Source organism: Pseudonocardia sp. P1, from assembly GCF_000178675.2.
Classification (GTDB): domain Bacteria; phylum Actinomycetota; class Actinomycetes; order Mycobacteriales; family Pseudonocardiaceae; genus Pseudonocardia.
The window spans coordinates 3,375,731-3,401,395 of sequence record NZ_ADUJ02000001.1 but is presented as its reverse complement, the minus strand read 5'-3'; the positions used below and the strand labels follow the sequence as shown (position 1 = coordinate 3,401,395).

Genomic DNA, 25,665 nt, shown 5'->3' with positions numbered 1-25,665 from the left:
CGGGCGGCTCACCGGCCCAGTGGCCGGCGCAGCCGTGCGAACAGCAGCGCGAGCGCGCCGGCCGTCAGGACCAGGTGCAGCCCGACCTCCACCCAGTGCATCGGCCACCGCAGCTCGAGCGGTCGCACCAGCACCCAGTTGCCGTCGATCCCCGCGGCCCGCAGGCAGGCGACGTCGTCCTGCGTGCAGCCCGTCCCGAGCGGACGGAGGCCGCCACCCGCCAGGGTGTAGCCGGCGTCCAGCATCTGGTCCCGGCCGGAGTCGACGGAGCCGCCGTGGGGGAGCGGGCCGGTGCGCAGCACCGGCGGGACGAGCACGTTGCGCAGGGCGGCCAGCGTCACCTCGGTCACGACGACGGCGGCCAGCGTGAGCGCCGACGCCGCGAGCACCCGCCGCACGAGCAGCCCGATCACCGCGCCGAGCGCGACCGCGGACAGGGTGCGGGCCAGGGGCAGCAGCCCGGTCGCGGAGAACTCCTCGAGCGAGTACCACTGCGCCGAGCCGTTCAGCGGCTGCAGCACGGCGGTGACGACGGTGACGGCCACGACCCCGAGGCCGCCCACGAGCAGCAGGGCCGTGGTGGCCCAGCGGCGCCGTGACGCCGCCTGGGTCAGCAGCAGCACGTGGGTGCCGTGCTCCAGGTCCCCGGCGAGCAGCGGCGCGCCGAGGAAGGCCCCTGCCAGTGCGGGCGCCAGCGTCGTGAACGCGGCCAGGACCTGGGACGCGTCGGCCATGAGGAGGCCGTCCACGCCCACGGCGTCGTCGAGCCGTCCGGTGACGGCGAGCACGGTCACCACCAGGCAGCCGGCCACGGCGAGGAGCACGGTCGTGAGCAGCGCGGTGCGGTGGCTGCGCCAGATCACCCAGGTCATCGGGTCTCCTTCGCCTCGTCGGAGCGGTCGTCGGAGCAGTCGTCGGAGCGGTCCTCGGCGGCGCGCAGGTAGGCCATCACCACATCGAGCAGGCCGGGGGCACTCACCCGCCAGCCCGGTGCCGGGCCGATCGGTCCGCCCCGGACCAGGACGGTCTGGTCGCGTCCGTGCACCCGCTGCTCGACGACGGTGTGCTCCGCGGACCAGGCGGCGGCCCCGGCCGGACCGTCGAGGATCCGGTGCCCGGTCAGCAGGTCGTCGACGTCGCCGTCGAGCAGCACCCGGCCGCGGTCGAGGAACAGCACCCGGTCGCAGCTGTCCTGCAGGTCCTCGACCTCGTGCGACGCGAGCACCGCGGTCGCCCCGGTCTCCGCGACGTGCGCGGTGACCGCGGCCAGCACCCGCCGCCGGGTCAGCGGGTCGAGCCCGGCCAGCGGCTCGTCGAGCAGCAACAGGTCCGGGCCCGTGCCCAGCACCAGCGCGAGCGCCAGCATCGCCCGCTGCCCGCCGGAGAGGGCCGAGGTCCGGCTGGCCGGTGGCAGCGGGCCGGCGAGGTCGGCGGCACGGCCGTCGTCCCACCGGCCCGGGTTCAGCGCCGCGCCCAGCCGCAGCGTCTCGGCGACGGTGAAGCCCCCGGGCAGCGGCCGCGACTGGTCCAGGTAGCCGACGGCCGGGTGCGGCCCGCCGGTGGGCACCGGCGCGCCGAGCACCTCGGCGGTCCCCTCCGACGGCAGGTCGAGCCCGGCCAGCAGGCCGAGCAGCGTCGACTTCCCGGCACCCGGCGCGCCGGTCAGCGCGACCACGGAGCCGGGTTCGACGGTGAGCGAGCAGTCACGCAGCGCCCGGGTCCCGCCGTGCCGGCGGCCGAGCCCGGAGGTGCGCACCGCGTGGGTCCCTGCGGTGGTCATGCGTCTCCTCGGTCGTAGTGCCGGTCGAGGGCCGCGCGCACGAGCGCGTCGGCCTCCTCCCGGGACAGCCCCGCCGCGACGGCGCGGGCCGCCCAGTCCTCCAGCTCCGCCCGCAGCGGCGAGCTCGCGGCCGGTCCGGCGGCGACGGCGTCGGCCCGGACGAACGTCCCGACCCCCCGCTTCGCCTCGACCAGCCCGTCACGCTCCAGCTCCCGGTAGGCCTTGAGCACGGTGTTCGGGTTGATCGCGGTGGCCTCGACGACCTCGCGGGCCGTCGGCAGCCGGTCCCCGGCCCGCAGCGTCCCGAGCAGCAGCGCCTCCTTCGTCTGCCGGACGATCTGCACGTACGCGGCCACCCCGGAGCGCCGGTCGATCCGGTACTCGATCACCGGTACCTCCTCCCCGGACGGTCTGGTGCCACATCATGCGGGCCGGGTGCCGATCCCCCACCGGCACCCGGCCCGGTGGCCGGTCCACGCTCCCCGGATCCCCTCCGCCCGGGGAGCGCCGACCGTGGCTCAGGCGATGATCCCGCAGCTCAGCCGGGGGTCCTCGGTGGCAGGACGGACGTCGCAGTAGGTCTGGAGATCCGGGTTGAGCAGTGCACGCTCCCCGATGGTCACGCCGTTCTCGCTGATCACGATCCGGCTGTACCCGCCCGCCTCGGTCGGGACGTCGCTCCGGCCCCCGGCGGGCACCGTGAAGGAGTAGCCGTCCCCGTAGGTGTTCAGCACCGTCACGTCGACCGGCCCGTGGCCCGAGGTGATCGTCATGGGTGTCGGGTCGGTGGTGACCGGGTCGGCGAGCGCGGTGCCGGTGGCGCCGCCCATCGCGATCGCGACGGCGAGGAATCCGATGATCGAACGTCGTGCGTGCATGTCCTGTGTCCCCCTCGGTGTGTCCTGCTTGCTTGCTTTCACTAGTTAACTAGTGAAAATCGGAAAGCGCAACCCCTCCGGCCGGACGGGGCGGCGCGGGTGCGGGGGACGGCAGGGTGGTGACCATGAACAGGGTCGTGCGCTTCACCGAGCTCGGCGGGCCCGGCGTGCTCCAGGTCGTCGAGGCACCGGAGCCGGTGCCCGGGCCGGGCGAGGCCGTGGTCGACGTCGAGGCGATCGGGCTCAACCGGGCCGAGTCGATGTTCCGGCGCGGCGAGTACATCGAGCAAACCCGGCTGCCGGCCGGGCTCGGCTACGAGGCGGCGGGCACCGTCACCGGCGTCGGCGACGGGGTGACCCGCTGGGCGGTGGGTGACCCGGTGAGCGTCGTCCCGGCCTTCTCGATGAACGACTACACGGTCTACGGCGACCGCGCGGTCGTCCCGGCCCGGGCACTGGTGCCGCGCCCGGTGGACGCCGTCACGGGGGCCGCCACCTGGATGCCCTACCTCGTCGCCTACGCCGGGCTGCTGGAACCGCGGGTGCTGCAGCCCGGTGACCACGTGCTGGTCACCGCGGCGTCGTCGAGCGTCGGGCTGGCCGCGATCGCGACGGCGAACCGGATCGGCGCCGTCCCGATCGCCACCAGCCGCAGCCGCGCCAAGGCGGGGGCGCTCCTGGACGCCGGCGCCGCCCACGTCGTCGCCACGGGGGAGGAGGACCTCGTGGAACGGTGCCGGGAGATCACCGGCGGGCGCGGGCTGGACGTCGTGTTCGACGCCGTCGCCGGGCCCGCGGTGGAGACGATGGCCGACGCCGTCCGCCCGGACGGGACGATCGTCATCCACGGCAGGCTCTCCGGTGAGCCCACGATCTTCCCGACGGCGACGCTGCCCGATCTCGTCGTCCGCTCCTTCACGCTGTTCGCGATGACCCGCGACGAGGAACGGCTGCGGCGGGCGGCCGCGTTCGTCGCGGCCGGGATGCGCGGCGGCGACTTCGCCCCGCAGGTCGACCGGGTCTTCTCCGGCCTGGACCAGGTCGTCGCCGCGCACGAGCACCTGGAGTCGAACGCCCAGGTGGGGAAGATCGTCCTCACGCCCTAGGCGCGGGCGGCGAAGGCCTCCAGCGCGTCGGCGCCCAGGGCGGGCCCGTCGACCGCCCGCATCCGGGCGCCGAACGCCTCCGCGGCGGCGCGCACGTCCGGGTCGGTCGCGACCTCGTCCGCGGTGGCCCGCAGCGTCGCGGCATCGAGGGTGTCCGGGTCCAGGCTGCGCCCGCAGCCGAGTTCGGCGACCCGGGCCGCGTTGGCGGCCTGCGCCGGCATCTGCGGTATCCCGATCTGCGGAACGCCGAGGAGCAGCGCCTCCATCGTGGAGTTCATGCCGTTGTGGGTCACGAACGCCCGCGCGCGCCGGAGCACCCCGATCTGCGGTACGTGCGCCTGCGCGACGACGTTCGGCGGCAGCGGCCCGAGGTCGGTCGGGTCGATCCTGCTCCCGACGGCCATCACGACCTGCCACCCGCTGCCGGCGAACGCCTCGGCGCAGGTCCGGAAGAAGTCGGGACGGTCGTTGAACGTGGTGCCCAGCGACACCAGCAGGACCGGGCCGGGGCCGTCCCAGACGTCCGCGGAGCGGGGGCCGAGCGCGGGACCGAGGAAGACGAACGAGTCGTCGAACGTGTCGCCCGCGACCTGGAACTCGCGCGGGAGGAACACCAGGTTGAGGTCACCGGGAGTCCCGAACGGGAGCGGTTCGAGGCCCCGTTCACGGGCGAACCCGGCGATCCGCTCGGTGACCCGGCGGAACGCGGGTGGCGGCCCGTCGTCGCCGGCGCCGAGGACGTCGCGGGCCAGGGAGAAGTGCTCGTTGCTCGCGAACGACGGGTGCATCACCGCGTGCGGGATCCTCGCCTGCTGTGCGACGAGCCCGTCGACCGGGCTCATCGCGTCCCCGCACAGGACGTCCGGCCGGTCGGTGGTGACCCGGTCCGCGAGCACCGGGAACACCTGCTCGACCGAGACGGCGAACGCGTCCACACGGGACACCATCTCCTCGTCGGAGAAGCTCTTCCCGGGCGGCGGTGCCTCCGGCAGCACGAACGGGACCTCCACCGGCTCGGCGCCGGCCGCGGCGACCGCGTCCAGGTGCGTCGCGCCGGTGGCGTAGCTGACCCGGTGTCCGCGCCGGACCAGCTCGGCGACCAGCGGAAGGGTCGGGTTGACGTGCCCGGACGCGGGCATGCTCACGAACGTGAAGTGCCGGCTCATGATCACCGATCGTGGCACCGGTGCGGACCGACGTCCTCCGGGATCAACCGGACACCGCCGGACACCGCGTCAGCTACGGGTACGGAACCGGCGAGGCGTCCGGCGAGACTCCCGTCACCCGTCGAGCTTCGCCGGGTCCAGGGTCGTGCGCTTCACGCCGAGGCGGCGGTTGAGCAGGACGGTGATGCCGTAGAGGACCAGGCCGAGCAGGAGCAGCAGCCCGGCGAGCTCGTACTGGATGGTGTCGCGCCCGGAGAACGGCAGTACCAGGTAGAGGCTGGTGATCGCGCCGACGACGGGCAGGCCGGGCGGGGCGCGGAAGTGGTCGGCGTCGACGGTGTCGCGGCGCAGTACGAGTACCGCGATGTTGACGATGGTGAACACCGCGAGCAGCAGCAGCGAGGTGGTGCCGCCCAGTGCGGAGACGACGTCGGAGGAGTCGTCGAGCGAGACGTAGGTGATCAGCCCGAACGAGATCAGCGTGGTGAACACGATCGCCACCCAGGGGGTGCGGCGGAACGGGTGCACCCGGGCCAGGGGCTTGGGCAGCACGGCCTGGTTGGCCATGCCGTAGAGCAGCCGGGAGGCCATCAGCATGTTGATCAGCGCCGAGTTCGCGACCGCGAACATCGAGATGAAGGGCAGCACCGCGGCGGCCGGGATCCCGGGGGCGCCGGCGCGCACGACCTCGACCAGCGGGGTCTCGCTGGCGGCCAGGGGTCCGACGGGGACCAGTGCGACCGCGCAGATCGCGACCAGCACGTAGATGATGCCGGTGATGGTCAGGCCGGTGATCATGATCTTGGGGAAGATCCGGCGTGGTTCGTGGCACTCCTCGGCCATGTTCACCGAGTCCTCGAACCCGACCATCGCGAAGAACGCCAGCGAGGTCGCCGAGGTCACGGCCAGGAACACGCCCTTGTCCTCGGGGGTGTCGAAGGCGATCACCCGGGCCCAGTCGGCGTTGCCGCCGGCGATGGCGAACACCCCGACCAGGATCACCAGCAGCAGCCCGGACAGCTCGACCAGGGTCAGGACCACGTTGACCTTGACGCTCTCGCCGACGCCGCGGAAGTTCACCGCCGCGACCAGGGCCATGAACCCGAGCGCGATCAGCACGATGCCGCCGTTGCCCAGGTCGAGGCCGAAGCCCTCGTTCAGGTTCGAGGCGAACGCCCGCGAGGCCGTCGAGGCCGAGGTGATCCCCGAGCACATCACGACGAAGGTGACCATGAAGGTCAGGAAGTGGATGCCGAACGCCTTGTGCGCGTACAGCGCCGCCCCGGCCGCCGCGGGGTACTTGGTGACCAGTTCCAGGTAGGAGAACGCGGTGACCATCGCGACCGCGAAGGCGACCAGGAACGGCAGCCACGCCGCGCCGCCGACCTCCTGGGCGACCTCGCCGACCAGGGCGTAGATCCCGGTACCCAGGATGTCGCCGACGATGAACAGCAACAGCAGCTTGGGCCCCATGACCCGCTTCAGCGCGGGCTGCGCCTCGGTGGTGGTGGCGTCCGCCATCCCGGTGTTCCCCCTCCTGCGGCGGGGCCGTTCCCGCCGCGACCGGGGTCAGCCTGGTGTCCGGTTCCGGCCGTGTCGAGTCGGAACGGTGCGCGCCCGGGTGATCACCCGCGGCGGCGCGGTGCCTGCGGCTCGTCCTGGTACGACACGTACCCCGGGGACATCTGCTGTGTCTGCGGGACCTGCTGCGGCGGGGGCGTCCACTGCGGTGCCGGCATCGGGGGCCGCGGGGCCGGGCCGCCATGTCCGAGCGGCCCGGCGGGCCCGGCCGGCACGGCCTGATCGGCCGGGGGCAGCACGGTGGTGCGCTCGCGCTCGCGGGCGGACTGCTCCTCGAGGAGGTCCCGGATCTGCTTCAGCAGCTCGCTGTCGGTCTCCGGGGTGTCCTCCTCCTTGCCCTTCTTGCGACGCTCCTGCAGCCACTTCATCGGGTAGACGACGAGGAAGTAGATCACCGCTGCCGTGATCATGAACTGGATGATCGCGTTGAGGAACGCCGCGTAGTCGAGCTGGACCTCGTCGGTGAGCGGGATCGTCCCGGGCGGCACCGCGTCCTCCCCGCCGGAGAACAGCCGGAGCAGCGGCTCCAGGAAGGCCTTCGTGAACGCGGTGACCACCGCGGTGAAGGCGGCACCGATGACGACGGCGACCGCCAGGTCGATCACGTTCCCGCGCAGCAGGAATTCCTTGAAGCCCTTCAGCACGCCGGAGCACTCCTCGGGGGTCGTCGGTCGGGGGCCGGTCCGGCGGGCGACCGTAACCCGACCGTGATCGTCGTGCTTCGCCGGTGCGGGACGGGCGGTGACCGGCTCGGTGGGCGGGACGCCCGGATCGGCGGGCGGCCGTCGTCAGGTCGTGGCCGGACCCGGGCCACCCGGCGTGGTGCGGCGCTGGGCGATCAGCCGGTCCAGGAAGTCGCCGGCCTCCCGGGCGGCCCGCTCCACGTCGCCGTCGGCGATGGCCTCGACGATCCCGGTGTGCGAGACGTCGTCGTCGGTGCCCACGGTGGAGGGCATGGTGGCGGCCACGCTCCCGGCGACCGCCTCGACGACGCCCCGGTAGAGCTCGGCGAGCAGCGCGTTGCCCGCGCAGTGCACGACGGCCAGGTGGAAGTCGGTGTCGGCGCGGGCGGCGCGCTCCAGCTCGGCGGGGCCGGGCTCGTCGCCGCGGCGGGTGATCGCGGCGACCCCGGCGACGGCGACGTCGCGCTCGGCGAGCGCGCCCCGCAGCATCTCCAGGTCGTCGGGGGTGCAGCGGGCGGCGGCGAGCCGGGCGGACTCGACCTCGAGCGTCCGTCGCACCTCCAGGACCTCGCGCAGCTCGGACCCGCACAGCGTGCGCAGGGCACCGGACAGCTCGGTGGTGGCGCGGACGTAGGTGCCGTCGCCCTGGCGGACCTCGAGCAGGCCGCCGTGCGCGAGCGCGCGGACCGACTCGCGGACGGTGTTCCGCCCGACCTCGAGCGACGACGCCAGCTCGGACTCCGGTGGGATGCGGCTGCCGACCGGCCACTCGCCGTCGGCGATGGCGCTGCGGAGCTGCGCGATCACCTGGTCGACCAGGCTTCCTCGGCGTGCTGTGACCAGAGGCACCGGATCATCCTTCCATCCGAACATCCTATGTCTGTAACACTACTGTTTCGTGAGCATTGCTGAGCACGAGACCCGCGCGGAGGAGACCATCGCCACCGGATCGAGCGAGCAAGTGGACCGGTCCCGCCGGGCCGCGCTCGTCGGGTCCCCGCTGCTCGTCGTCGGTGTGGCGCTCGCCGCGTCGAACCTGCGCCCCGCGGTCACCAGCATGGCGTCGGTGCTCGGCGAGGTCCGCGACGACCTCGGCGCCGCGGCCGCCTGGACGAGTGTGCTCACCGCCGTCCCCACGATCTGCTTCGGACTGGCCGCGATCGCCGCGCCGTGGCTCGGGCGCCGCTTCGGGATGGCCCGGGCGATCGGGATCGCCCTCACGGTGCTCACCGCCGGGCTGGTGCTCCGGATCGTCGACGGGCCGTGGGTGGTGCTCGGCGGCACGTTCGTCGCCGCCGCCGGGATCGCGATCGGCAACGTGCTCATCCCGGTCGTGGTCAAGGAGTCGTTCCCGCACGCGGTCGGCCGGGTGACGGGCGTCTACACCGCGGCCCTCGCGGCGGGCGGCGGGATCGGCGCGGCCTTCACCCCGCCGCTGGAGCCGCTGCTCGGCGGCTGGCGCGGTGCGGTCGGTGCCTGGGCGCTGCTGTCGGCCGCGGCGCTGGTCGTCTGGCTCTGCGGGGCCCGGCACGGGCGTGCCGAGGAGACGACGGCCCGTTCCGCCGAGCCGCGCCGCTCGATGCTGCGCCGGCCGCTGGCCTGGGCGGTCACCGCGTTCTTCGGGCTGCAGGCCTGCGTCGCCTACGTCGCGATGGGCTGGCTGTCCGAGCTGTTCGTGTCCGAGGGGATCCCCCGCACCGACGCCGGCCTGATGCTCGCGCTGATCAACCTCATCGGGATCCCGCTGAGCTTCATCGTGCCGCCGATCGCGCTGAACCGGCCCTCGCAGTCCTGGTGGATCGTCGGCCTTGCGTGCTGCTCGCTCGCGGCCGTCGCCGGTCTCGCCGTCGCGCCCGCGGCGGCGCCGTGGCTGTGGACGGTGCTGCTCGGTACCGGCATGGCGGTCTTCCCGCTGGGCCTCGGTGTGATCGCGCTGCGGACCCGGGAGGCGTCCGAGACGACCGACCTGTCCGCGATGGCGCAGGGCGTCGGCTACCTGATCGGGGCCACCGGGCCGTTCCTGTTCGGGATGCTGCACGGGGTGACCGGGACCTGGACCGCGTCGCTGGTCCTGCTCGGTGCGGTGATCGTCGTCGAGATGGTCGTCGGGTGGATCGCGGGGCGTCCGCGCTTCGTCTGATCGCGGCGGAAAGCGGGTGGTGGTCGCGGTGTACCGTCGGGCGCACCCGCTCGGCGTCACCGCACCCGGCGTGCCGGCCGTCGCGCTCGCGGGGTCCGCTTCATCCGTCAGGGAGAACTCGTGACCGACACCGCCCTCCCCCCGGCCGGGGACACGGCGCGGCTGGTCGACCAGACCGGCCCGTACTTCGGCCGCTTCGGCGGCCGCTACGTCCCGGAGGCGCTGGTCGCCGCCCTGGACGAACTGGAGCAGGCCTACCACGCGGCGATGACCGACGAGGCGTTCCAGGCCGAGCTCGCGGAGCTGCACCGCACCTACTCCGGCCGGCCGAGCCTGCTCACCGAGGCGCCGCGGTTCGCCGCGCACGCCGGCGGCGCGCGGATCCTGCTCAAGCGCGAGGACCTGAACCACACCGGCTCGCACAAGATCAACAACGTGCTGGGTCAGGCACTGCTCACCAAGCGGATGGGCAAGTCGCGGGTGATCGCCGAGACCGGGGCGGGCCAGCACGGCGTCGCGTCGGCGACCGCGGCGGCCCTGCTCGGCCTCGACTGCGTCGTCTACATGGGCGAGGTCGACACCGAGCGGCAGGCGCTCAACGTCGCCCGCATGCGGATGCTCGGCGCCGAGGTCCGCCCCGTCACCTCGGGCACGCGCACCCTCAAGGACGCGATGAACGAGGCCATGCGCGACTGGGTCACCAACGTGGCCGACACGCACTACCTGATCGGCTCGGTCGCCGGGCCGCACCCGTTCCCGGCGATGGTCCGCGACTTCCAGCGGATCATCGGTGTCGAGGCGCGGCAGCAGGTGCAGGACCTCACCGGCGCGCTGCCGGACCTGGTGTGCGCCTGCGTCGGCGGCGGGTCCAACGCGATGGGGATCTTCCACGCGTTCCTCGACGACACCGGTGTCGAGCTGGTCGGCTTCGAGGCCGGTGGTGACGGCGTCGACACCCCGCGGCACGCGTCGTCGATCGGCGGCGGGGACGTCGGCGTCCTGCACGGGTCGCGCAGCTACATCCTGCAGGACGAGGACGGGCAGACCCGGGACTCGCACTCCATCTCGGCCGGGCTGGACTACCCCGGCGTCGGGCCGGAGCACTCCTGGCTGAACGACCTGCACCGGGCCCGCTACGAGTCGGTGACCGACCGCGAGGCCATGGACGCGTTCCGCCTGCTCTGCCGCACCGAGGGGATCATCCCGGCGATCGAGAGCGCGCACGCACTCGCGGGCGCGCTGCGCGAGGCGGCGCGGCTGGGCGAGGGCAAGGTCGTCCTGGTGAACCTGTCCGGTCGCGGCGACAAGGACGTGGACACCGCCGCGAAGTACTTCGACCTGATCGACGAGCAGGGGAACGCCGTGACCGACGGGGAGACGAAGTGAGCGTCGCGCAGCGGATCGAGGCGGTCCGTGCGGAGGGCCGCGCCGCGCTGGTCGGCTACCTGCCGGTCGGGTTCCCGAGCGTCGACGGCTCCGTCGAGGCGATGCGGGCGATGGTCGAGGGCGGCGTCGACGTCGTCGAGGTCGGCCTGCCGTACTCGGACCCGCTGATGGACGGCCCGGTCATCCAGCGCGCCACACAGCAGGCGCTGGACAACGGCGCCCGCTCTCGGGACGCGTTCACCGCCGTCCGCGGGGTCGCCGACGCCGGGGCGCCCGCGGTCGTCATGACCTACTGGAACCTGATCGACCGCTACGGCGTCGAGCGGTTCGCCGCCGAGCTCGCGGCGGCCGGCGGCTCCGGCCTGATCACCCCGGACCTGCTGCCCGACGACGCCGAGGAGTGGCTCGCCGCGTCGGAGCGCCACGACCTCGACCGCATCTTCCTGGTCGCGCAGACGACCACGCCGGAGCGCATGCGACTCACCGTCGGGGCCAGCCGCGGGTTCCTCTACGCGGCGTCGCTGATGGGCGTCACCGGCGTCCGCTCGATCGGTGCCGAGGCCCGCGAGCTGGTCGGCCGTGCCCGCGAGGTCGCGACCCTGCCGGTGTGCGTCGGGCTCGGGGTGCGGACCGCCGAGCACGCCGCCGAGGTCGCCTCCTACGCCGACGGCGTCATCGTCGGGACGGCGTTCGTGCAGGCACTCGAGTCGGGCGGGCCGTCCGCAGTGCGCGACCTGGCGCAGGAGCTGTCCGAGGGGATCCGTTCGGCGACGCCGGTGAGCGCCTAGCGGGTCCCTGCCCGCCGTTCCTGAGAGGGGGCGCGGCGGACGGAGCGACCCCGGTACTCCGGTCGGCGGGACACGGGCCCGTTCGGCGTCCCCCGGTGCCCGGACGGCGGTGACACCTCTCAGGAACGCAACCCGATCCCGCTCGGGCTTCCTATCGTCGTCGGCACCGCACCGCGGCCGGCTCCCCCGTCGGGTCGCGGTGGTGGCCGGGACCGATCCCGGCCGCTCCCCGAACCGGAAGTGACCCGATGACCTCCCGTGCCGTGCCGCCCGGACGCACCGACCCGTCCGGTGGCCGCACACGGTCCCCCGGGGAGCGGAGTCCACGGCAGACTGTCGGGTATGTCCGATACGGCCGCTGACGGGTGCGCACCACCGTCAGCCGGGCCGCCCGACCGCGAGGAGTCACCCCGTCTTGTTCAGCATCACCGTCAGGGACCACGTCATGATCGCGCACAGCCTGCGCGGGGACGTCTTCGGACCGGCGCAGCAGCGGCACGGGGCGACCTTCCTGGTCGACGCGACGTTCCGGCGCCCCGAGCTCGACCCCGACGGGATCGTGGTCGACATCGCGCTCGCCACCACGCAGCTGGGTGAGGTGCTGGCCGACCTCAACCACCGCGACCTCGACGAGCACCCGGACTTCGCCGGCGTCAACACCACCACCGAGTTCCTGGCCCGCGCGATCGCCGACCGCCTCGCGGAGCGGGTACGGGCCGGCGGCCTCGGGCCCGGCGCGCGCGGGCTGGCCGGGCTGGTGGTGACCCTGCACGAGTCGCACGTGGCGTGGGCGAGCTACGAGCGGACCCTGTGACCGAGCCGGACCCCCGGCGGACGGTGCACGTGGTCGTCCCGGCCACGGTCGACGATCCCCGCTCACCCAGCGGCGGCAACGTGTACGACCGCCGGATGTGCACCGGGCTGGCCGCGCTCGGGCGCCCGGTGCGCGAGCTCGCCGGTGCCGGCCACCCGGATCCGGACCGGGCCGCGCTCGACGCGCTCGACGACCTGCTCGCCGGTGTCCCGGACGACGCACTCGTGCTGCTCGACGGGCTCGTGGCCTGCGGCGCACCGGCCGTCCTCGCCCGGCACGCCGGCCGGATCACCGCGGTCGTGCTCGTGCACCTGCCGCTCGGTGACGAGCACGGGGTGCCCCCGGACGTGTCCGAGGACCGGCGGCGGCGCGAGCGCGCCGCCCTGCACCACGCCGCCGCGGTGGTGACCACGAGCCCCTGGACGGCGCGGCGCGTCGCCGAGCTGCACGACCTGCCCGCGGACCGGGTGCACGTCGTTCCCCCGGGCGCCGACCCGGCGCCCGTCACCGCGCCGCAGGAGCCGGGGACCCGGCTGCTCGCCGTCGGCGCGCTCACCCCGACCAAGGGCCACGACCTGCTGGTGGAGGCACTGGCCCGGCTCGCAGGCACGGACTGGACGCTCCGGCTGGTCGGCCCGCTCGACCGGGATCCGGCGCACACCGCCGCCGTGCGGGACGCCGTCGAACGGCACGGTCTCACCGGCCGGGTGAGCCTCGACGGGCCGCGCACCGGCGCGGAGCTCGACGCCGCCTATGCGATCGCCGACCTGCTCGTCCTCCCGTCCCGGACCGAGTCCTACGGGATGGTCGTGACCGAGGCGCTGGCCCGGGCGGTGCCGGTGCTGGCGACCGCGACCGGTGGGGTGCCGGAGACACTGGGCGGCACCGGCGACGACCGGCCCGGCCTGCTCGTCGCACCCGGTGACACCGGCGCGCTCGCCGACGGCCTCCGCACCTGGCTCGGCCGCGGCGACGTCCGCGCCGCCGCGCGCGCCGCCGCCCGCCGCCGCCGGGACCGGCTCGACGACTGGCCGTCCGCGGCCCGGCGGCTCGACCGGGTGCTGGTGTGAGCGCCCCGCTGCAGGGGGCGGCCGGGTCGCCGGTCTGCCCGCCGGAGTGGCTCGCCGTGCGCGAGCCCGCCGACGCCGAGGCCCGCTCCGCCGACCTCGCCGCCGCGCTGTGCGACGCCCTGCCGGAGGGGCCGCTCGTCGTGCGCGACCTCGGGTGCGGCACCGGGTCGATGGCCCGCTGGCTGGCACCGCACCTGCGGGCACACGGTGCCGGTGACCAGCACTGGATCCTGCACGACCGCGACCCGGTGCTGCTCGACCGCGCGCTCGCCGGCCTGCCCGGCGGCGTCACCGGCGAGGCCCGCCACGGCGACCTGACCGCGCTCGACGCGGCGGAGCTGGCCGGGACGTCGCTGGTCACCGCGTCCGCGCTGCTCGACCTGCTGACCGCCGGGGAGATCGACGACCTCGCCGACGCCTGCACGCGGGCCGGGTGCCCGGCCCTGTTGACCCTGTCGGTGACCGGTGAGGTGCGGTTCGATCCCGCCGGGCCGGCGGACCGCGAGGTGGCCGCCGCCTTCGACGGCCACCAGCGCCGCGAGACCGGCGGACGCGTCCTGCTCGGGCCGGACGCCGCCGGGTACACCGCGGCCGCGTTCCGCCGTCGGGGCGCCCGGGTCCGGACCGCCGCCACCCCCTGGCGGCTCGGGCCGGACCGTCCGGAGCTGACCCGGGAGTGGCTCGCCGGCTGGTACGACGCGGCCCGCGCGCAGCGTCCCGAGCTGCGCGCGGCCGTCGAGGACCACCGGGAGCGCCGGTACCGGGAGCTGGCCGCCGGCCGCCTCACCGTCGCCGTCGGGCACTCCGACCTGCTGGTGCTCCCCGCCGGGACCGGCGGGCCGGGGCCGCGGGCGTGAGCGCCCGCGCAGGCACGCTGCTCCGCCTCGCCGCCGGTGTCGCGCTGCTCGGGGTGCTGGTCGTGCAGGTCGGGGCGGGACCGGTGCTGGAGCGGCTGCGCGAGCTCGACGCCCGCACCGTCCTGGCCGCGGTCGTGCTCGGGGCACTGGGCACGGCCTGCACCGCGTGGCGGTGGTGCCTCACGGCCCGCGGCCTGGGCCTGCACCTGGCCTGGCCCGGCGCGTTCGCCGACTGCTGCCGGGCGAGCTTCCTCAACTCGGTGCTCCCGTCGGGGGTCCTCGGCGACGTCCACCGCGCGGTCAGTCACGGCCGCCGGGCCGGTGACGTCGGCGGGGGCGTCCGCGCCGTCGTGCTGGAGCGGCTCGCCGCCCAGCTGGTGCTGGTCGTCGTCGCGGTGGCGGTGCTCGTCGCACAGCCCGGCCTGCTCCGCGCGGTCGGCGCGCTCGTGCCCGGGGGCGCGGTCTGGGCCGCCGCCGCGGCGGTCGTCGTGCTCGTCGTGGCCGGGCGGCTGCTGCGGGACCGGCTGGGCGGGCTGCTCGGTGACGTCCGCGCGCTGCTGCGGGCCCGGACCGCCGCCGCGGTGCTGCTGGCGTCGGCGGGGTCGCTGGCCTGCCATCTCGCCGTGTTCGTGCTCGCGGCGCGTGCCGCCGGATCGGTCGCCGGTGTCGCGGAGCTGCTCCCGCTGCTGGTACTGGCCCTGCTGGCGATGGCCCTGCCGCTCAACGTCGGTGGCTGGGGCCCGCGTGAGGCGGTCGCGGTCGCCGCGTTCGCGGCCGTCGGTCTCCCCGCGGCCGAGGGACTGGCCACCGCCGTCGTCTACGGCGTGCTGGCGCTCCTCGGGTGTGTGCCCGGTGGGCTGGTGGTCGCGTGGCGGCGGCGGACCGGCGTCACACCCGCCCCGGGGTCACCGGGACCCGAGCGCCCGGAGGTGGTCGCCGAACCCGGCGACCAGGGCGTCCAGCACGGCCCGGCCCTTCCCCTCGGTCGCCAGCGAGGGCCTGCCGACGACGCCCGACCCGGAGTAGGCCTGCAGCCCGAGCGTGAGCATGTGCGGCCGCTCGTCGGCGTCGTGGTCGGCGCCGGCGAACCCGGGCCGGACGACGTCCGGCCGGGTGTGCAGCAGGATCGACGTCTCCAGCTCGCCGGCGTGCATGTCGGCGGAGTGGCTGGAGACCAGGCCGCCTGCGGCCCGGGCGGCCACCCAGTCGTCGCCACCGGGGAACAACGCCATGGGCAGTGGCCCGGTCGAGGCCTCCTGGACGACGTTGCGCAGCACGTGGTTCCCGCCGTGCCCGTTGACCAGCACCAGCGCCGGGACGCCCGCCGCGCGCAGCGAGGCGGCGACGTCGCCGACGACCGCGGCCAGCGTGGTGGCGGAGATGCTCACCGTCCCGGCCCAGGCGGCGTGCTCGTGCGAGCAGGAGATCGCGACCGGGGGCAGGACCCGGACGGGGTACTCCTGTCCGAGCCGCGCGGCCAGCGACGTCGCGACGAGGGTGTCGGTGTCGAGCGGCAGGTGCGGCCCGTGCTGCTCGTGGCTGCCGACGGGCAGCAGCGCCGCGACGACGGGCCGGTTCTGCACGTCCACGGTGGTCTCGGTCGGGAGAAGATGCACGCGGACGAGGTTTCCACGGGTCCGCCCGCTGACGAAGGAGAGGCAGTGCACGATCCTCATCGCGACGGACCGGCCGAGGTCGCCGAGTCGCAGCTGACGACCCGGCACGGGACGTTCCGGGCGGTCGCGTTCCGCGAGCACCCCGGTGGGCCCGAGCACCTCGCGCTGGTGCTCGGCGATCCGGCGGAGGTGCCGGAGGTCCTGGTGCGCATGCACTCGGAGTGCCTGACCGGCGACGTGTTCGGCGCCCGGCGGTGCGAGTGCGGGGCCCAGCTGGCCTCGGCGCTCGACGCCGTCGCCGCAGCGGGGTGCGGGGTGATCGTGTACCTCCGCGGGCACGAGGGGCGCGGGATCGGCCTGCTGGCGAAGATCCGCACGCACACCCTGCAGGACGACGACGGCCTGGACACCGTGGACTCGGCCGTCGCGCTCGGCCTGCCGGTCGACGTCCGCGACTTCGGGGCGGCGGCCGTGGCGCTGCGGTACCTCGGTGTCGACCGGGTGCGGCTGCTGTCCAACAACCCGGAGAAGGCGTCGGCGCTGACCGGCAACGGGATCACCGTGACCGAGCTGGTGCCGTTGCTGGAACCGGTGGACGAGCACAACGTCCGGTACCTGACGGCGAAGCGCGACCGCCTCGGCCACCACCTGCCGCAGCTCGACGGCACCGGGCCGTGACGGGCTACGCGTCGTCGTAGGTGACGCGCACGCAGAGCGCCGGGGGCCCGCCGGCCGCCATCCGGGCCAGCACCGACGGCAGCTCGTCGAACCGGCACTCGCCGCCGACCAGCGCGTCGAACCGCGGGTCGGCGAGCAGCCGCAGGGCCATCGCCATCCGCTCGCCGTAGCCGCGGCCGGCCCGGCGCGGGGACACCGTGCCGACCTGGCTGGAGCGCACGGCCAGGCGCCGGCTGTGGAACGCGCCGCCGAGCCCGATCTCGACCCGGCGGGTGCCGTACCAGCTGAGCTCGAGCACCTCGCCCTCCGGCGCGAGCAGCTCCAGCGACCGCTCCAGCCCGGCCCCGGTTGCGCTGGCGTGCACGACGAGATCGCAGCCGCCGGTCGCGTCGGCGGGGGCGGCGAACCCCACTCCGAGCGCCGCCGCCACCGGGGCGCGGTCCGGGTCGGGATCGACCAGCTCGACCCGGGCGCCGGGCAGCCCGGCCAGTACCGCGGCCACGCTGCACCCGACCATCCCCGCCCCGACGACGGCGATCCGGTCCCCGACCAGCGGGGCCGCGTCCCAGGCGGCGTTGACGGCCGTCTCCACGGTGCCCGCCAGCACCGCCCGGCCGGCGGGGACGTCGTCGGGGACCACGACGACGGCGTCCGCGGGGACGACGAACCGGGTGCGGTGCGGGTGCAGGCAGAACACCGTCCGCCCGACGAGCTCCGGCGGGCCCTCCTCGACGTCACCGACGGCGAGGTAGCCGTACTCGACCGGGGCCGGGAACTCGCCCTGCTGGAACGGCGCCCGCATCGTCGCGTACTCGCCGGGCGGTACCTCACCGCGGAAGACCAGGGTCTCGGTGCCGCGGCTGATCCCGGTGAACCGGGTGCGGACCAGGACCTCGCCCGGTCCCGGGCCGGGCAACGGGACCGTCCGGATCTCACCGCGGCCGGGGGCGGCGAGCCGGAACGCGCGGGCCTCTCGGGTCACGCCGGACGACCCTACCGGCGCGCTCGCGTACCGTCCCCACGGTGACGCGCGGCAGGCCGTACGTCCTGGCGTCGGTGGCGATGTCGCTGGACGGCTACATCGACGACGCGGGCCCCGCCACGCTCGTGCTCTCCGACGCCGTGGACCTGGACCGGGTCGACGGCGTCCGGGCGGAGGTGGACGCCGTCCTGGTCGGGGCGGGCACCGTGCGCAACGACGATCCCCGGTTGCTGGTGCGCTCGGACCGGCGCCGTGCGGAGCGGGTCGCCGCCGGGCGCGCGCCGTCGCCGCTGCGGGTGGTCGTCGCCGCCGCGGGGGCCGACCTGGACCCGTCGGCGACCGTGTTCACCGTCGACGCCCCGGCCCGGCCGCTGGTGTACGCGTCCGGGGCCGCGGTGCCCCGGCTGCGCGCCCGCCTCGGCGCGGTCGCCGACGTCGCCGACGGGGGCGACCCGCCCGACCCGGCGGCGGTGGTCGCCGATCTCGCCCGCCGCGGGGTGCGACGGCTGCTGGTCGAGGGCGGCGGCGTCGTGCACACCGCGTTCCTCACCGCGGGCCTGGTGGACGAGCTGCACGTGGTCGTCGCGCCGTTCTTCGTCGGGGACCCCCGCGCACCGCGGTTCGTGCACGACGGCGGCTTCCCGCAGGGGCCAGGGGCCCCGATGGAGCTGGTCGAGGCCCGGCCGATCGGCGACCTCGTCCTGCTGCACTACCGGGTGCGCCCGCCGGTCACCGGTTGAAGGCGGAGAGGAACCGGTCGCGGAAGTCCTCCATCGGCTGCACGGGCGCCGTCGGCGGCGGCCGCAGCCCGGGCGTCCAGCCCCAGCCGGCGATCCGGTCCAGGACGGCCTGGTCCCGGGTCACCACCGAGATCGGCACGTCCCGGCCCGCGTCCTGCCCGACGACCATCGGGGCGGGCTGGTGGTCGCCCAGGACCACCACGACGAGCCGGTCGTCGCCGAAGCGGCTCACCCAGTCGTAGAGGGTCTCCAGCGAGTACTCGGTCGAGCGCACGTAGTCCGCGCGGATCGCGGCCGGGTCGCCGGTCCAGATCGTGTCCCAGGCCCGCTGGTCGTGGGCGTACGGGGTGTAGGCCGACCCGTCCCCGACACGGTCCCAGGGCAGCAGCGGCGGCACGGGGGACCACGGGGCGTGGCTGGAGGTCAGCGCGACCTCGGCCATGAGCGGGCCGCGGTCGGTGCGGCCGTACTCGAGCCGGTCGAAAGCGGACAGGGCGTACTGGTCGGGCATCGGCGACCAGCTGAACGGCGGGCCGCGGTAGCCGAGCCCGTCGAAGGCGTGCACCCGCTGGTGCCCGTAGAACGCCGCCTCCGGCCAGTCCCGGGTGGTCCCGGGCATCACGGCGGTGGTCTCCCAGCCGGCGTCGCGGAACGCCCGGGTGAGGGTGAGCCGGTCGGACCCGACGAGCTGCTGGTGCCGGGCCTGGTCGCCGATCCGCAGCCCGGAGAACAGGGTCGCGTGCGCCAGCCAGCTCCCGCCGCCGGTGACCGGGGAGGTGAGGAACCCGCTGCGGGAGGCGAACCCGGCGTCGGCGAGCCGCCGGTCGCCCTCGGCCAGGACCGGCCCGACGGCCGGCGCCATGGCCGGGTCCTCGATGGCCGACCGTCCGTAGCTCTCGACGACGGCGAACACGACGTCCTTGCCCCGCAGGCCGGCGAGCAGCCGGTCGGCGGGGACGCCGGCCCAGTCGTCCTGCGCGGCCTCGGTGGAGAAGACGTACCGGTCGTGGACCGCGGACGGGATCTGTGAGGCCCGGTCGCGCAGCTGCGCGACGCCGTCGGCGGCGGCGATCGGGACTCCGGGGACGAGCCGCCCGCCGGGTGCGGCCCAGACCACCAGCCACGCCGCGCCGAGCACGGCGGCGCAGGCCAGCGTGGTCCGCCGGTGCCGGGCGGCGAGCCGGCCCAGCCGGACGACGGCGCCCGCCGTCGCGACGACGAGCCCGAGCACGGCGAGCGCGGCGAGGACGGCGACGAGCGTCCCGGACCCGCCTGCGCCCTGCAGGAACTCGCGGGCGTTGCCCAGCAGCACCCAGTCCGCGACCGGGTCGAAGCTGCGGCCCAGCGCCACCCCGAAGCCGATGTCGAGCGCCTTGAGGAGCCCGAGCAGCGCGACCACGGTCCCGGCGACGGCCGCCGCGATCGCGCGCAGCCGCCCGGGCAGCACCGCGAGCAGGGCGATCCCGGCGACGGCCTCGACCGGGAGCCGCAGGAACGCCTGCGGCGCGAGGTGCGACGGGTCCCCGGGCAGCACGAGCAGGCCGGTCACCAGCGCCGCGGCGGCGACCGTGAGCAGACCCGCCGCCGCGACCCGCAACCGGACCGGGTGCGCGTCGACCGCGCGCCACCGCCACGCGACCGACGAACCGAAGGACCAGAGCAGTGCCACCAGGGCGACGGCGAGCGCGGCGGTCTCGACCGGCCGGGGGAGCAGCCCGGCGGCGGTCACGATCAGCACGATCCCCTGCACGGCGGCGACGACCTTCGCGGAGCGCCGGACCGGCAGCTCCCCGTCCAGCCACGGCAGGATGCGCGCCGCACCGACGTAGGCGTAGCGCATCAGGCCCAGCGCCAGGACCCAGACCTCGCCCGACGTGGCGGTGACGTGCGCCGAGAGCACGAGCAGCAGCAGCGCGTCGGTCTCCATGTCGAACCGGGCGCCGAACGCGGTCGCGGTGCCGGTGCGCCGGGCGACGACGCCGTCCACCGCGTCCAGTGCCAGTGCCACCACGGTGAGCCCCACCAGCACGGCCTGGGCGAGGTCGTCCCGCCCGACCAGCGTGGCGGCACCGACGACGAGCGTGCCGCGGGCGACCGTCACCAGCCCGGCCGGTCCGAGCGTCGTCTCCCCGGCCCGGCGGGCGGCCCGCACCAGCAGCACCAGGATCAGCGCGGCGAGCAGCACGCCCGCCGTCGTCCGGAGGACGCCGGCGCCGGTGACCGCCGCCGAGCCCGCCAGCACGACGGCCAGCAGCGCGGTGGCGCCCGCGAGCTGCCGGACCAGCGGCGACGCGACGGCCGGGGACCGCTCGGGCCGGGCGATCACGACGGACCGGGGTCGTCGCCCGGCGCGGTCGGCGCCGCACGGGCGTAGACGTCGCCGGACCGGCCGAGCGGGCGCCTGCGGTCGAGCAGGGCCCTGAGCTCGTCGGCGTCCAGCCAGCGCCCGCCCGCGGTGGGGTCCCAGCGCATCGTCTCGACGGGGGAGTAGCGGTAGACGTACCGCCCGAGGGACTCGACCCGGTCGAGGGCGGCGAGGGCGGCGTCGTGCGCCGCGGGCAGGTACTCGAACGACAGGGCGGGCAGCGGGTGCGTCAGCCCGGCGAGCACGTCCGCCTCGAACCCCTCGACGTCGATCTTGCAGAACGCGGGGACGCCGTGCGTCGCGGCGAGCTCGTCGAGGGTGGTGACGGGCACCGGGACCGACTCGTCCCAGCGCACCCGTGCGAAACCGGCGTCGTCCGCGACGGTGCGGCGCCAGGTCTCCGACATCGACGACACCGTCGGCGTGGCACGGGAGATCCCGAGCCGTGCGGTGCCCGGCCGGGCGCCCAGCGCGGCGGGCACGACCGTCACCTCCGGGTCGCGGTCGAAGAACAGGCGGAGCAGGCGCACGAAGTCGGGCTGGGGCTCGACCGCGACGACCCGCGCGCCCAGCCCGCGCCAGGCGCGCACCCGGTTGCCGGCGTGCGCGCCGATGTCGAAGGCCAGATCGCCGGGTCCCAGGAACTGCCTGTACAGAGCGCGCATCCGGCGTTGGCGGCCGGGGATGCCGTGGTAGGTCGCGAGGGAGCGGGCGATCCCGAATGTCCGGATCAGCACGTGGCCCGAGGGTAGTCGAGCGCGGGCCGTCCGGTGACCGCGAAGTGGCCGTACCGCGAACGGGCGCGTCCGCCGGGCGGGGCCGGTCGGCCGTGTCCCCGGTCCGGCGGACCCGGCGGTGGGGACGCCCGGGTGGTCGGCGCGGCAGCCGGCGACCGGTGCAGGACCGGCCGGTGGCATCGGGACAGGGGGATCCGGACGCGCCGGGTGGGGCGGAGGACGGCGGCGCGTGCGTCCGTTCCGGGCACCCGCGCCAGGGCCGGGCGGGTGCGTTCCCGTGCCTCCCCGCGCGGCGTATGGCCCGGGACACAGTTCCACCGCCCGTCGACGCCCGACGCCGCTCCGGGCGGTGAACGGTCCGTCCCTGAGAGTGGTGGCGCCGGATGGACGGACGTCTGTACTCCGGGTGGAGCGACCGGTCGCCGTTCACCTTCTCCCGGAGCCCGGACGCCGGTGACGTCTCTCAGGAACGCAACCTGATCTCGGGCCGGTTCCTATCGTCGGCGGCGCCGCATCGCGACCGCTCCCCCCTCGAGTCGCGGCGGTGGCCGGGAACCCCCGCCCGGCCGGCTCCCCGAACCGGAAGTGACCCGATGACAGTCCGTCGTCCCGTGCTGCCCGGACGTGCCCCCGGCGTCCGCGTGACCGTAGCGTCCACCGCGCATCCCCGCCCGGTGCGCCCCCGGCCCGTGCCGCTGCGCGCGGCAGCATCCCGCACCGGCCACCCGCGGCCGATGCGTGCTCCGATCCTCGCCGGGCGTGTGCCCGGCGACCGGTGAGCCGCCCCGCCGCGCATCCGGTCACCGTGCCGGTGCGGCGGGACGACCCGCCGCCCGCCGACGCCTGGCTGGCGCACCGTCGCGCCCGGAGGGCCTGGGGATCCGTGCTGGTCACGGTCCTGGTCGGCCCCTCGGTGATCTGGATGCTCCGCTCGGGCCCGCAGCCGTTCATGCACCTGCTGTCGATGCTCACCGGGCTGCTGGCGCTGTCGGCGATGGTGATCGTCGCGGTGCTGCCGTCCCGGGTGCGCGGCCTGTCGGGCGCGCTCGGGCTGGAGACCCTGCTCGGCCTGCACCGCAGGCTGGGCGTGCTCGCCGGTGCGCTCGTCGCGCTCCACCTGGCCTGCGTGATCGCCGACCAGCCGGCCCGGATCGGCCTGCTGGTCCCGCTGTCCGCACCGGCGCGCGGCCAGGCCGCGACGGTCGCGACGGTCACCGTCGTGGTGCTGATCGTCCTCGCGCTGCGCGGGGTGCGGTCCGGCTCGCACGAGGTGTGGCGCTGGCTGCACCTCAGCCTGGCCGCCGTCGTGCTCGGCGGGTCCTGCCTGCACGTGCTCTGGCTGAACAACCTGGTCACCGACGCGGTGATGGGTCCGGTGCTCGCCGGCCTCGGCCTGCTGCTGATCGCCGTGCTGGTGCTGCGCTGGGGCATGCGTGCCGCGGCCGGCGAGTTCCGGGTGCACGTGGTGCGCCCGGAGAGCGCGACCGTCTCGACGCTGGTGCTGGCCCGCCGCGGTCGGCACACCGGCCCCTGGTTCCGGCCGGGCCAGTTCGCCTGGCTCCGGCTGGAGCGGATGTCGGTGGAGGAGCACCCGTTCACGATCGCGTCCTCGGCGACCGACGGCGGCCGGATCGAGTTCACCGTGCGGCACACCGGCGACTTCGCCTCCCGGCTGCGCGACCTGCGCCGCGGCGACCCGGTCTGGGTGGACGGGCCCTACGGCTCCTTCACCCCGGACGCGGTGCCCTCGACCGGGCTCGTGCTGATCGCCGGCGGGGTCGGGATCACGCCGATGATGAGCATGCTCCGCACCGCGGCCGACCGCGGCGACCCGCGGCCGTACCGGCTCGTCGTGCACGCCCGCGACCGCGCGGACCTGCTGTTCCGGTCCGAGCTCGCGTACCTCCGCACGATGCTCGACCTGCAGGTCACCGAGGTCCTGCGCCGCCCGGCGCCGGACTGGGGCGGGGCCACCGGGCCGATCGACACCGCCCTGCTGGCCGCCGTCCTGACCGACATCGACGACGAACGCCGGCGACTCGACTACTTCATCTGCGGGCGTCCGCAGCTGGTCACCGACGTCCTCACCACCCTGTCGACGCTCGGCGTCCCGGAGGACCGGGTGCACACCGAGCAGTTCGCCCAGGTCTGAGCCCCCCGAATCCCGAGGAGAAACACGTATGTCCCGCCGGATCCCCGGCCCGCTGCGCTGGTCGATCGTGGCCGCGCTCGCCGCGGTCGTGGCCGTCGCGCTGGCCCAGTCCTGGGCCTCGGTACCGGCTGCCGCCGGCACGGGCTGGACCCAGACGCAGTGGGGGCCGCTAGGCCCCGCCGACCGCGACCTGCTGGAGAAGGTGCGGCTCGCCGGGCTGTGGGAGGCCCCGACCGGCGAGCAGGCCCAGCAGCAGGCGAGCAGCGACGCGGTGCGCGACGTCGGCCAGAAGGTCGCCGTCGAGCACCACGCCCTGGACGAGATCGTCCGCGACACCGCGGGCAGGCTCGGCGTCCCGCTGCCCAGCCGCCCGAGCGACCAGCAGATCGGCTGGATGAACGACCTGACCGGCCGGTCGGGCGCCGACTACGACCGGCAGTTCGTGCAGATCCTGCGCTCGGCGCACGGGACGATCCTCCCGGCCATCGCGCAGGTCCGCTCCGGTACCCGCAACGAGATGGTGCGGCAGTTCGCGGCCGAGGCCGACGCCTACGTCACCCGGCACATCGGCTACCTCGAGGCGACCGGGATGGTCGACTACGCCGCGCTGCCCGCACCACCGGACCCCGTCTCGACCCGCAGCATGTCCGCCCTGGTCGTCCCGGCGATCGTCGTCGGGGTGGCGCTGCTCGCCGCGGGCGGACTGCTGATGACGCTCTACCGGCGCGGGAGGTCCGGCGGTGGCGCGGCCACGTCGGGCCTCCTCCCGGCCGGCGGGCTGATCCCGCGGCCGCGACGGGCCCGCGACGACGCCGCCGGTCCGCCACCGCGCCGGGCGGCACTCCCGGTCGGTCCGCCCGATCCGTGGGACGAGCTCGCGCACGTCCCACCCGCGCGGCCACGGCCGGACGGGGGTGCGGGCTCGCTCGACACCGACCCGTCCCTGCGTGAGCGCGACGGACCCGGGTCGACGGGGGCGTTCGGCCCGGCCGTCCTCGACACCGACCTTTTCACCCCCGACCGCCGGCACGCCGGACCCGACACGACCGACCCCGACCACCCGGACGCGGGCCCGCCCGGCCTCCCGCCGGACGGACCCGGAACCGCGTCCCACCGACACACGACCCACCGCGCCGGCCCGCGCCGCGCGCGGAACGTACCGAGGAGCCGTCACCGATGAGTCCAGCCTCCGCCAGCCGCCGCCGCATGATCGCGGCTGCCACCTTCGTCGCCTGCCTGCTCGTGGCGGGCCCGGCCGCCTACGCGGCCGGGGCCGCGACGTCGGACGGTGACGACCGCAGCACCTCCAACGTCGCCGAGTCCGGAGAGGGCGTCACCGGCGCCGGATCGGGCTCCGGCGGTCACGACCACTCCTCGTCGGCCGACCCCACCCAGGACGGCGGGGACACCGGCGGCCAGGACGCCGGTTCCCAGGACGGCGGCTCCCAGGACGCGGCCGGCCAGGACGCCGCGGGCCAGGACGCCGCCGGGCAGGACGACGGCCAGGACGCCGGGGCGCAGGGCGGCGCCGGTGACGCCGACGGCGCCGGCGGCGACGACGCCGCGGGCCGGGCCGACGGCCCGGACGGCGCCGCGGCCGCGCTCGACATCCTCGCCTCCGACTGCACGGGCAGCCGCCTGCAGCCGCACGACGGGTTCCAGAAGGCCCCGCGCTGCGTGTCGACCGAGTTCGGCGAGGTCGCCGCGGCCGACCAGAGCCCGTCGCTGCTGATCACCGACTCCCCGGACGAGGTCGCGCAGGGCGAGGGGTTCTCGATGACCGTCAGCACCCGGAACCTGGTCCGTGACCGGTTCCTCGCGGCCGCCCAGGGCGGCTACTACGTCGAGTCGTCGCTGCTCAACGGCCAGGGCCTGCAGCGAGGGCACTTCCACACCGCGTGCCGGATGCTCCCGAACCCGGCCGAGGCGCCGGACTCCGCCCCGGACCCGCTGTTCTTCGAGGCCACCGAGGACGGCGCCGGCGGAAGCACCCCGGACGAGGTGAAGATCGACGTCCCGGGGATCCAGCAGTCCGGTGAGCTGCAGTGCTCGTCGTGGGCGGGCGACGGCTCGCACCGCACGCCGATGATGCAGCGGGCCAACCAGACCCCCGCGTTCGACTCCGTCCGGATCAAGGTCGGCTGAC

At 75.5% G+C, this 25,665-nt stretch carries 23 protein-coding genes and 2 pseudogenes; 13 read left to right on the top strand and 12 right to left on the bottom strand.

Annotation, left to right across the window (positions count from 1 at the left end; genetic code table 11):
• Window positions 1-8: 8 nt before the first annotated feature.
• The 4 genes from PP1_RS15505 to PP1_RS15490 form a co-directional block, all read right to left on the bottom strand.
• The gene (locus PP1_RS15505; RefSeq protein WP_010241086.1) at window positions 9-872 is read right to left on the bottom strand and encodes a hypothetical protein; all 864 of its coding nucleotides are present in this window, start codon (window positions 870-872) and stop codon (window positions 9-11) included.
• Complete coding sequence (locus PP1_RS15500; protein WP_075313912.1) at window positions 869-1,780, bottom strand: ATP-binding cassette domain-containing protein; 912 nt, start codon at window positions 1,778-1,780, stop codon at window positions 869-871. The genes PP1_RS15505 and PP1_RS15500 overlap by 4 nt, the downstream gene beginning before the upstream one ends.
• Window positions 1,777-2,169 (bottom strand): GntR family transcriptional regulator, encoded by a 393-nt coding sequence (locus tag PP1_RS15495; RefSeq protein WP_010241084.1) that lies wholly within the window; start codon window positions 2,167-2,169, stop codon window positions 1,777-1,779. The genes PP1_RS15500 and PP1_RS15495 overlap by 4 nt, the downstream gene beginning before the upstream one ends.
• 129 nt (window positions 2,170-2,298) lie before the next feature.
• Complete coding sequence (locus PP1_RS15490) at window positions 2,299-2,658, bottom strand: hypothetical protein (RefSeq protein ID WP_010241083.1); 360 nt, start codon at window positions 2,656-2,658, stop codon at window positions 2,299-2,301.
• A 125-nt stretch (window positions 2,659-2,783) separates the two neighbouring features.
• Between PP1_RS15490 and PP1_RS15485 the strand changes: the two genes are divergently transcribed.
• Window positions 2,784-3,764 carry a zinc-dependent alcohol dehydrogenase family protein gene (locus PP1_RS15485; RefSeq protein WP_029239946.1) on the top strand — a complete coding sequence of 327 codons (981 nt, stop codon included), beginning with the start codon at window positions 2,784-2,786 and terminating at the stop codon, window positions 3,762-3,764.
• Here the strand turns inward: PP1_RS15485 and PP1_RS15480 are convergent.
• The 4 genes and pseudogenes from PP1_RS15480 to PP1_RS15465 form a co-directional block, all read right to left on the bottom strand.
• Entirely contained in the window at window positions 3,761-4,930 is a 1,170-nt protein-coding gene (locus PP1_RS15480) for a macrolide family glycosyltransferase (protein ID WP_029239945.1), read from the bottom strand. The two genes, PP1_RS15485 and PP1_RS15480, sit on opposite strands and share 4 nt — an antisense overlap.
• Window positions 4,931-5,044: 114 nt before the next feature.
• A complete protein-coding gene (locus tag PP1_RS15475) occupies window positions 5,045-6,451 on the bottom strand; it encodes an APC family permease (RefSeq protein ID WP_010241078.1) in 1,407 nt (468 codons plus the stop codon).
• Between the two features lie 326 nt (window positions 6,452-6,777).
• Window positions 6,778-7,155, bottom strand: a pseudogene (gene mscL, locus PP1_RS31580) (large conductance mechanosensitive channel protein MscL); the annotation flags it as partial.
• Window positions 7,156-7,299: 144 nt separating this feature from the next.
• Window positions 7,300-8,043, bottom strand: coding sequence for a FadR/GntR family transcriptional regulator (locus tag PP1_RS15465; protein ID WP_029239944.1), 744 nt, complete (start codon window positions 8,041-8,043; stop codon window positions 7,300-7,302).
• A 55-nt stretch (window positions 8,044-8,098) separates the two neighbouring features.
• Between PP1_RS15465 and PP1_RS15460 the strand changes: the two genes are divergently transcribed.
• The 7 genes and pseudogenes from PP1_RS15460 to PP1_RS15430 all read left to right on the top strand — a co-directional run.
• Window positions 8,099-9,334, top strand: coding sequence for an MFS transporter (locus PP1_RS15460; RefSeq protein ID WP_075314901.1), 1,236 nt, complete (start codon window positions 8,099-8,101; stop codon window positions 9,332-9,334).
• 120 nt (window positions 9,335-9,454) lie between these two features.
• Window positions 9,455-10,720, top strand: coding sequence for a tryptophan synthase subunit beta (trpB, locus tag PP1_RS15455; RefSeq protein ID WP_010241074.1), 1,266 nt, complete (start codon window positions 9,455-9,457; stop codon window positions 10,718-10,720).
• Window positions 10,717-11,508: a tryptophan synthase subunit alpha gene (gene trpA / locus PP1_RS15450; protein ID WP_010241072.1), complete on the top strand. Its 792-nt coding sequence runs from the start codon at window positions 10,717-10,719 to the stop codon at window positions 11,506-11,508. Before trpB ends, trpA begins: the two co-directional genes overlap by 4 nt.
• A 415-nt stretch (window positions 11,509-11,923) precedes the next feature.
• A complete protein-coding gene (locus PP1_RS15445; protein ID WP_010241071.1) occupies window positions 11,924-12,322 on the top strand; it encodes a 6-pyruvoyl trahydropterin synthase family protein in 399 nt (132 codons plus the stop codon).
• Entirely contained in the window at window positions 12,319-13,392 is a 1,074-nt protein-coding gene (locus PP1_RS15440; RefSeq protein WP_249265916.1) for a glycosyltransferase family 4 protein, read from the top strand. The genes PP1_RS15445 and PP1_RS15440 overlap by 4 nt, the downstream gene beginning before the upstream one ends.
• Window positions 13,389-14,249, top strand: a complete 861-nt coding sequence (locus PP1_RS15435; protein ID WP_139323740.1) for a class I SAM-dependent methyltransferase — start codon at window positions 13,389-13,391, stop codon at window positions 14,247-14,249. The genes PP1_RS15440 and PP1_RS15435 overlap by 4 nt, the downstream gene beginning before the upstream one ends.
• Window positions 14,246-15,079, top strand: a pseudogene (locus PP1_RS15430) (lysylphosphatidylglycerol synthase domain-containing protein); the annotation flags it as partial. The gene PP1_RS15435 and the pseudogene PP1_RS15430, both read left to right, overlap by 4 nt.
• A gap of 75 nt (window positions 15,080-15,154) precedes the next feature.
• Here the strand turns inward: PP1_RS15430 and PP1_RS15425 are convergent.
• Window positions 15,155-15,865, bottom strand: a complete 711-nt coding sequence (locus PP1_RS15425) for a creatininase family protein (RefSeq protein WP_029239742.1) — start codon at window positions 15,863-15,865, stop codon at window positions 15,155-15,157.
• Between PP1_RS15425 and PP1_RS15420 the strand changes: the two genes are divergently transcribed.
• The gene (locus PP1_RS15420) at window positions 15,860-16,543 is read left to right on the top strand and encodes a GTP cyclohydrolase II (protein WP_082399574.1); all 684 of its coding nucleotides are present in this window, start codon (window positions 15,860-15,862) and stop codon (window positions 16,541-16,543) included. The two genes, PP1_RS15425 and PP1_RS15420, sit on opposite strands and share 6 nt — an antisense overlap.
• Window positions 16,544-16,547: 4 nt before the next feature.
• On the opposite strand, the gene PP1_RS15415 is transcribed toward PP1_RS15420, so the two are convergent.
• The gene (locus PP1_RS15415) at window positions 16,548-17,525 is read right to left on the bottom strand and encodes a zinc-dependent alcohol dehydrogenase (RefSeq protein ID WP_010234916.1); all 978 of its coding nucleotides are present in this window, start codon (window positions 17,523-17,525) and stop codon (window positions 16,548-16,550) included.
• 41 nt (window positions 17,526-17,566) lie between these two features.
• Here PP1_RS15415 and PP1_RS15410 point away from each other — a divergent pair, with 41 nt between their 5' ends.
• Window positions 17,567-18,265 (top strand): RibD family protein, encoded by a 699-nt coding sequence (locus PP1_RS15410; RefSeq protein WP_139323741.1) that lies wholly within the window; start codon window positions 17,567-17,569, stop codon window positions 18,263-18,265.
• Here the strand turns inward: PP1_RS15410 and PP1_RS15405 are convergent.
• Together PP1_RS15405 and PP1_RS15400 are read right to left on the bottom strand one after the other, a co-directional pair.
• Entirely contained in the window at window positions 18,255-20,591 is a 2,337-nt protein-coding gene (locus PP1_RS15405) for a CDP-alcohol phosphatidyltransferase family protein (RefSeq protein WP_083696988.1), read from the bottom strand. The two genes, PP1_RS15410 and PP1_RS15405, sit on opposite strands and share 11 nt — an antisense overlap.
• Window positions 20,588-21,367, bottom strand: a complete 780-nt coding sequence (locus PP1_RS15400; protein ID WP_010233213.1) for an FkbM family methyltransferase — start codon at window positions 21,365-21,367, stop codon at window positions 20,588-20,590. The genes PP1_RS15405 and PP1_RS15400 overlap by 4 nt, the downstream gene beginning before the upstream one ends.
• Before the next feature lie 775 nt (window positions 21,368-22,142).
• Here PP1_RS15400 and PP1_RS15395 point away from each other — a divergent pair.
• The 3 genes from PP1_RS15395 to PP1_RS15385 are packed head-to-tail and all read left to right on the top strand — an operon-like array spanning window position 22,143 to window position 25,664.
• Window positions 22,143-23,519: a ferredoxin reductase family protein gene (locus tag PP1_RS15395; protein ID WP_010233214.1), complete on the top strand. Its 1,377-nt coding sequence runs from the start codon at window positions 22,143-22,145 to the stop codon at window positions 23,517-23,519.
• 28 nt (window positions 23,520-23,547) lie between these two features.
• Window positions 23,548-24,699, top strand: coding sequence for a DUF4142 domain-containing protein (locus tag PP1_RS15390; RefSeq protein WP_010233217.1), 1,152 nt, complete (start codon window positions 23,548-23,550; stop codon window positions 24,697-24,699).
• The gene (locus tag PP1_RS15385; RefSeq protein WP_139323743.1) at window positions 24,696-25,664 is read left to right on the top strand and encodes a Pecanex-like protein 1; all 969 of its coding nucleotides are present in this window, start codon (window positions 24,696-24,698) and stop codon (window positions 25,662-25,664) included. The genes PP1_RS15390 and PP1_RS15385 overlap by 4 nt, the downstream gene beginning before the upstream one ends.
• The last annotated feature ends 1 nt before the right edge of the window (window position 25,665 follow it).